This is a genomic window from Corynebacterium sp. HMSC078A10, assembly GCF_001811565.1.
Taxonomy (GTDB): Bacteria; Actinomycetota; Actinomycetes; order Mycobacteriales; family Mycobacteriaceae; genus Corynebacterium; species Corynebacterium hesseae.
Genome location: NZ_KV805226.1, coordinates 200,452 through 207,306, shown reverse-complemented (window position 1 = coordinate 207,306; position 6,855 = coordinate 200,452). Strand labels below are relative to the sequence as shown.

The window sequence follows — 6,855 nt, the reverse complement described above, 5'->3', positions numbered from 1 at the left end:
CCACCGGCGGTGATCGCCCGATAGAGGTAGCACCACCTGCCGCCGATCCGGATATAGGTCTCACCACCCGCCAGGAACTGGCCTGCCAGTCAGGTACCTGCCGGTACCACCGTGTTTGCTTGTCCAGCTCAGGGGCGTATTTCTGGACCCAGCGGTAGATCGTGGTTGATCAACCGGCACACCCCGCTGAAGTCATCATTTCCTCCAAGTCTCGGTAGCTCACCCCTAGCGGCAGTACCACCGCACTGCCCACAGAATGATATCACGGGGGAAATGACGACCGGAGAAGATACCCATGGCTGTGATTATTTCACGTCGCTCTTCCTACTGCCCCAACTTTGCAACAGCACCCAAAGCCCTGGAATGAACTCCTGTCACCAGGGTCATTCCAGGGCATATTTCCCTGACTAAGAGAAGCAGTGACACAGAAGGCCTACCTCAGCGTGGGCCCTGTGGGCGTGCAGGTTCCGTGTGTGGCTGGTTTGCTTCGGCATGGTCGGCAGCGATTGATGACCGACTCTGGAGCGGGTGCCTTGTCTGGTCTCGCGGTTCAGGGTGGGTGGACTATTCGGCGGGTTGGATCTCGCTCTCGGTGACCCACTTGTGGTTGGTCATCGTCATCCCGTCGACGGTGAGATCAACCATGTAGACCGTCTCCTCGGTGGAGTAATCGATGGTGGCCTCAGCACCCTTCATGCCGGACATGTGCTCGGCATCCAGGACAACGCTCGCCCCGTCGGGCAGGGGGGCCTGACCCGGATCGACGAGCTCCTCATGGACGACCCAGCGGTGGTCGGTAACCGGGGCCCCACCCTCGGTGGGGGTGTAGCTGACCGAATAGGTCGTGGTGTCAAACGCCCCGGAAATGGTGGCTGTAGCCCCGTCCATGCCGGGCATGTGGTCAGCGGTGAGGATGACCTCAGTGCCCACCGGGTACGTGGGATCCTCGGCCTCTTCAATGCCTGCCGGCGGTGCCCCGCCGTCGGCAGGGTGGTCGTGCCCGCCGTGCTCTTCGTCGGCAGTGGTGGTGTCTTCCTGGTGGGTCTCGTTGGTCTCTGCGGTTGCCGTCGTGGTGCTGGTGGTGTCGGCATCGTCGGAGTTGTCGGTGGCGTCGCTGCAGGCGGTCAGCGCCAGGGTGGAGGTCAGTACCAAGGCGGCGAGGGTAATGCTGCGTTTCATGAGCGTTCCTTTCAAAGGTGGTGTGAGTTAGGGGTCGAGAGACAAGGTCAGTCAGTAACGGTTACGGGGGATATCGACCCACTGTGTTCCTCCTTCCCGTCGGTCGGAGCCAGGTGAGCCGGATCCAGATCAATGCGGCGCAACAGCTGGGCGTTCAGGGCCACCACGATGGTCGAGGCAGACATCAAGATCGCGCCCACGGCCGGGGACAGCACGAACCCGATCGAGGCGAGCACTCCGGCGGCCAACGGCACGGCGAGGATGTTGTAGCCAGAGGCCCAGATCAGGTTCTGGATCATCTTGCGATAGCTGGCCTGGGACAGCTCAATCATCGACAGCACTGCCCGCGGGTCATCACTGGCTAGGACCACCCCGGCAGATTCCATGGCCACATCCGTGCCGGCACCGATGGCGATACCGACTTCCGCGCGGGTCAGAGCGGGGGCGTCATTGACACCGTCACCGACCATGGCCACGCTCAAACCCCGGTCCTGCAGCTGCGTGACCTTGGTGTCTTTGTCCTGGGGCAGGACCTCGGCGAAGACCTCATCAATGCCTAGGTCCTGACCGACGGCGTGGGCCACCTGCTGGGCGTCGCCGGTGATTATCGCGACCTTCACCCCGCGGTCCTGCAGGGCTTTCACGGCGGCGCGGGATTCGGGGCGGATCTTGTCCTCGACGGCTACCGCACCGATGATCTGACCATCGCGGACAATATGGAGCACACCGGCCCCACGCCCGGTCCAGGCGCTGGTGGTGTCGGTGAGCTCGGCCGGGGTGGTGAGGTTGAACTCGCGCAGCATGTTCGGCCCGCCCACGAGGATCTCAGCGCCATCGACAGTGGCCCGGACCCCCCGGCCGGAGGCGGCGTTGAAACCAGTTGCACGGATTTGCCGACCGGAGGCCTCGGGATGGGCGGCCGCGGCCGCCACGATGGCGCGGGCCACGGGGTGCTCGCTGTCGGCCTCCGCGGCGGCGGCTAGGGCCAGCAGCTCGCCCTCGGTGACGCCGACAGCTGTCGCGATACCGGTGACCGCGTGCGCACCCTCGGTCAGGGTGCCGGTTTTGTCGAAGAGCACCACGTCGATGGTGCGCATCCGCTCGAGCGCCATCCGGTCCTTGATGAGCACCCCGGATTTCGCGGCCCGCTCGCTGGAGATCGCAATGACCAGCGGAATCGCCAGGCCCAGGGCATGTGGGCAGGCGATGACCAGCACCGTGACCGTGCGCACCACGACATCGTCCGGGCTGCCGATGATGGTCCACACCACCGCGGTGATCAGAGCGGAGATCAGCGCGAACCAGAACAATAACGCCGCCGCCCGATCCGCCAGGGCCTGGGCCCGGGAGGAGGACTCCTGGGCGTCGGCAACCATGCGTTGGATCCCGGCCAGGGCGGTGTCCCCGCCGGTAGCCTCCACCCGGATGCGGACGGTGTTGTCGGTGGCCACGGTACCGGCGACCACCTTGTCACCGGTGTCGCGGAAGACGGGACGGGATTCGCCGGTGATCATCGCCTCATCGAATTCGGCGGCTCCGTCGAGGATGGTTCCGTCGGCCGGCACCCGGGCACCGGCCCTCACCAGCACGACGTCGTCGACGACCAGCTCGGAGATGGCCACGGTGCGGGTGGTCCCGTCGACGATTTTCTCGGCCTCATCCGGCAGCAGGGCAGCCAGCGCGTCAAGCGCGGAGGACGCGGACCCGAGAGCGCGCATCTCCAGCCAGTGGCCCAGCAGCATGATGGTCACCAGCAGGGCCAGCTCCCACCAGAAGTCCAGGTCAAAACCGCCCAGCCCCAGAGTGGTGACCCAGGAGGCGACAAACGCCACGGTGATGGCCATGGCGATCAGGAGCATCATCCCGGGTTGGCGGGATTTCAGTTCTTTCCATCCGCCCTTGAGGAAAGGCGTTCCGCCGTAGCCGAAGATGATCGTGCCTAGCACCGGGGGGATCCAGGTGGATCCGGGGAATGCCGGGAGGTGGTAGCCGAGCAGGTGGGCGACCATGGGACTGAAAATAGCGACGGGAATGGACAGAATCAGCGACCACCAGAAGCGGTCCCGAAACATTGCGGTGCTGTGTCCGGCGTGTTCGCCGTGACTATGAACGTGGTGGTCTTCGTCCAGGGCGGAGTGCGGGTGATCGTGGGGCATCGCCTGGCCGTGGGTGTCGGCATCTGCGTGGTGTTCGTGGCTGGCATGATCCGGGTGGTGGGTGTGGTCTGTTTCCGGAGCGGGGTGATCACCATGGTGATCACCCGAATGGTGGGGAGTGCTCATGACGTTCCTTTCGCTCAACCCGGTCGGGGTCGAGATGATGAGTAAAACTGATCAGGATAAGACGGTGTAGCCGGCCTCCTCGATGGCCCGGCGAACCATCTCCGGAGGTACGAGACCGGTGACCGTGACGGTGGAAACACCACCAGCAGCGAGATCAATCTGGACGTCGTCGACCTGGGGGAGGGCCTGAAGGGCCTGGGTCACGCTTTTCGCGCAGTGCCCGCAGGTCAGGCCGGTGACCTGGTAGCTAGGGGAGGACCCTCCTGCTGACGAGTCGCTGGCGGCAGGGATGGAGGCGGTGTCGGCACGTGAGGCAGGTCCGCAACAGCTGCAGCCGTGGGAGGCCATCGGCAAGAGGCGGGGCGGGGAGGTGATCATGGGAAAGCTCCTTCGGTTCGGTGGGGTGCGGCGATGCCGCTCTCTAGCATATACCCCCCGGGGGTATATTTTCAGCATACCCCAGGGGGGTATATTTTCAATGGGTCGAGGTCGCGGCCCTCACGCGGGGCAGGGTGTGGTCACCGAGCAGCCTCCTCACTGTCGGGAGGGGACAGCGGGAGGCGGAGGGCAAAGACCGCTCCGCGACCGGGGCCGGGGGAGGTGGCGGTGAGAGTGCCGCCGTGGGCCTCGATCAATGCCTTGGAGATGGTCAGACCGATACCGGCCCCGCCGTTGTCCCGGGTGCGGGCGGCATCCCCCCGGTAGAAGCGTTCGAAGATGTGTCCGAGCTGGTCAGGTGGGATGCCCTCGCCGTCATCGGCGACGTGGATGAGCGCGGTGGACGCCCCCTGTCGGTGGACGCTGATCCGGACCTGCCCGCCGGCCGGGGTGTGCCGTAGCGCGTTCGACAGGAGATTGCTCATCACCTGGCCGAAGCGTTGCCGGTCCACGAGCACCCGGGCGGTGTCCGTAATGGTCTCGACCTGTAAATCGACGCCTTTGTCAGCATAAGCTTCCCCCGCGGCAGCAGCGGCGGTGTGGAGCAGATCCCCGAGCCCTTCCTCCGCCAGGTCCAAATCGATCCGGTGTTCCTGGGCCCGGGAGACATCGTCAATGTCTTCCATCAACCGGGTCAGGCGGGTGAGTTGGTCAGCCATGATCGTGTGGGTGGCATTATTCCAGTCCACGACCCCGTCCTGGAGACCATCGAGGTAGACCGTGAGCACCGATAAGGGGGTGCCCATTTCGTGGGCCAGATCAGAGAGCATCTGGCGGCGGACCTGTTCGGTGTGTTCCAGCCGGTCGGCCATGGTGTTGAAGGCATGCGCCAGGGTGGTGACCTCGGGGCCTGCTTTTCCGGCGGGCACGCGGATACGGGAGTTGCCGGCCGTCAGGCTGGTAGCGGCGCGGGTGAGATCCTGCAGGGGGGTGCGCAGACGACGCGATAACCACAGGCTGGCCAGCAGGGCGCTGATCAAGGCGGTGGGCAGGGCGACGGCCAGGGTGATCAGGTTGGCGCCCCGGTAGGCCTGCTCGGCATGGAACAGCTCCAGCGAGGGGTCCTCCTGGCCGGTCATCAACATATGATCATGGAACAGGGTCGGACCCACCATCGTGGCCACGGCCGCGGCCACCAGTAGGCTAATCACCACGACCAACACCTGGGCGGCCAGGAAGCGGAAGGTCAGGCCGGGTCCGTGATTCATGGTTGCCCCACCCGGTAGCCCACGCCACGCACGGTGTCGATAAACCCCCGGCCCCGGGTGTCGGTGCCGAGCTTGCGACGCAAGTTGCCGATGTGGACATCGACGATGCGTTCATCACCGACCCAGGTGGTGTCCCAGACCTCGGTGACCAGGTCGTGGCGGGTCAGCACCTGGCCGGGGCGCAGGGCCAGGGCAACCAGCAGCTCGAACTCCGTCCGGGTGAGCTCCACGGTCGTCTCCCCTACCCGCACCTGATGGGCGATGGGGTCAAGGATGAGGTCACCAACGATCAAGGGGGTGGTCACCTGCGGTGGGGTGGTGCTGGTGCGCGGGCGGCGTAGCACCGCATGCACCCGGGTCACCAGTTCCCGGATGCTAAAAGGTTTGGTGATGTAGTCATCCGCCCCCAGGGTCAAACCGCTGATCTTGTCGTCCTCGCTGCCACGCGCGGTGAGCATGAGGATGTAGCAGTCCGAGAAGGTGCGGATCCGTCGGCACACCTCCAGGCCGTCGAGTTCGGGCAGCCCCAGATCCAGCACCACAACATCGGGGGAAAAGCGACGGGTCTCGTCCACGGCCTGAGTGCCGGTGTGCGCCTGGCGGGTATCGAAGCCGGCCCGGATGAGGTAGGAGGCCACCATCTGAGCCAGGGGTTGTTCATCATCGACGACCAGCACCCGCCCCGGGGGCGTGGCGGTGGTCGGTGTGCGGTTAGCCATGGACCCCAGTATCGCTCCGGCCAGGGGGAATATCACCCTCGCTCAGTGCCCAACGGGGAAATCTTCATCAAATCTTCAAACATCACCCTTCGACCGCCGTCACCCCTGCGCCCCACCCCGGGCCGGCGGCATCGCCTCCCCTGGTCGGTTCAGCAGGCGCCACCAGGGATTTCACTGCCTGCACCGCATACCCGGGGCGGGTAGAAGGACATCGCCCACGGCTGTGGGGTGGTGTCCCGGTGGTGACCCAGCCCACCGAATTCGCCCCCTTTTCGCCCTGTTATAAGGCTGTGAGCAGGGGTTTTGATTTCTAGTCCGTCAGGCACCCGTGCTAGATAAAGGTATGGCATCGACCTTGAGGCGGTGTCTTCTCACGGTCTTACCACGATCCAAGGAGATTGACGTGAAACGAGCAGCGATCGCAGCCGCCGCCCTTGCCCTCGCCCTCACGGGGTGTTCGGCCGCCGACCCGGAACCCACCGCCGACGGGACGGTGTCCCAGGATACATTCCTGACTACCCATGGCCTGGCCGGCATGGACGCGGTGGAGATCATTGATCACCTCGACCGGCAGAAGGTCACGGAGCGTCCCACGGATCTGATCGCCTCAGTGCGTGCCGATGAACTGCTGCTCTCGAGCGATGACCAGGAAGTCGTGGTCGATCTTCCCGACAATCAGACGTATGTCTCGATCGCACCCTATCTCACCTCCACCCACGACTGCTTCTACCACAGCCTCACGACCTGCCTGGGGGAACTCGACAATGAGGATATCCAGGTCACGATCACCGATGAGGCGACCGGTGAGGTGCTGGTGGACGAGGCGACAACCACCTTCGACAACGGGTTTATTGGCTTCTGGCTTCCCGATGATGCCACCGGCCTGATTGAGGTCAGCTACCAGGGGCGTACCGGCACCACGGAGTTTTCCACCGCCGACGACGGTGCCACCTGCGTCACAGACCTGCGCCTGACGTGATGGCTCAGCAGGGTCCTCACCTGCACCTGTCTCCCGTGTCACTGAAATCT

Annotated in this window: 6 protein-coding genes and 1 pseudogene; 1 reads left to right on the top strand and 6 read right to left on the bottom strand. The window is 64.7% G+C overall.

The genetic code is table 11. From position 1 onward, the window contains the following. The 6 genes and pseudogenes from HMPREF2808_RS13185 to HMPREF2808_RS11440 form a co-directional block, all read right to left on the bottom strand. Positions 1 to 297, bottom strand: a pseudogene (locus HMPREF2808_RS13185) (IS6 family transposase); the annotation flags it as partial. A gap of 267 nt (positions 298 to 564) precedes the next feature. Further along, the gene (locus HMPREF2808_RS11465) at positions 565 to 1,179 is read right to left on the bottom strand and encodes a YdhK family protein (protein ID WP_049151221.1); all 615 of its coding nucleotides are present in this window, start codon (positions 1,177 to 1,179) and stop codon (positions 565 to 567) included. A 47-nt stretch (positions 1,180 to 1,226) separates the two neighbouring features. Next, positions 1,227 to 3,461 carry a copper-translocating P-type ATPase gene (locus tag HMPREF2808_RS11460; protein ID WP_070520407.1) on the bottom strand — a complete coding sequence of 745 codons (2,235 nt, stop codon included), beginning with the start codon at positions 3,459 to 3,461 and terminating at the stop codon, positions 1,227 to 1,229. Positions 3,462 to 3,512: 51 nt separating this feature from the next. Continuing rightward, positions 3,513 to 3,839 carry a heavy-metal-associated domain-containing protein gene (locus HMPREF2808_RS11450; protein ID WP_070520404.1) on the bottom strand — a complete coding sequence of 109 codons (327 nt, stop codon included), beginning with the start codon at positions 3,837 to 3,839 and terminating at the stop codon, positions 3,513 to 3,515. 140 nt (positions 3,840 to 3,979) lie between these two features. Beyond that, the gene (locus tag HMPREF2808_RS11445) at positions 3,980 to 5,107 is read right to left on the bottom strand and encodes a sensor histidine kinase (protein WP_070520402.1); all 1,128 of its coding nucleotides are present in this window, start codon (positions 5,105 to 5,107) and stop codon (positions 3,980 to 3,982) included. Then, positions 5,104 to 5,826, bottom strand: coding sequence for a response regulator transcription factor (locus tag HMPREF2808_RS11440; RefSeq protein ID WP_118781224.1), 723 nt, complete (start codon positions 5,824 to 5,826; stop codon positions 5,104 to 5,106). Before HMPREF2808_RS11440 ends, HMPREF2808_RS11445 begins: the two co-directional genes overlap by 4 nt. A gap of 403 nt (positions 5,827 to 6,229) precedes the next feature. On the opposite strand from HMPREF2808_RS11440, the gene HMPREF2808_RS11435 reads away from it, so the two are divergent. Further along, positions 6,230 to 6,805 (top strand): CueP family metal-binding protein, encoded by a 576-nt coding sequence (locus HMPREF2808_RS11435; protein ID WP_070520399.1) that lies wholly within the window; start codon positions 6,230 to 6,232, stop codon positions 6,803 to 6,805. Positions 6,806 to 6,855 lie beyond the last annotated feature (50 nt).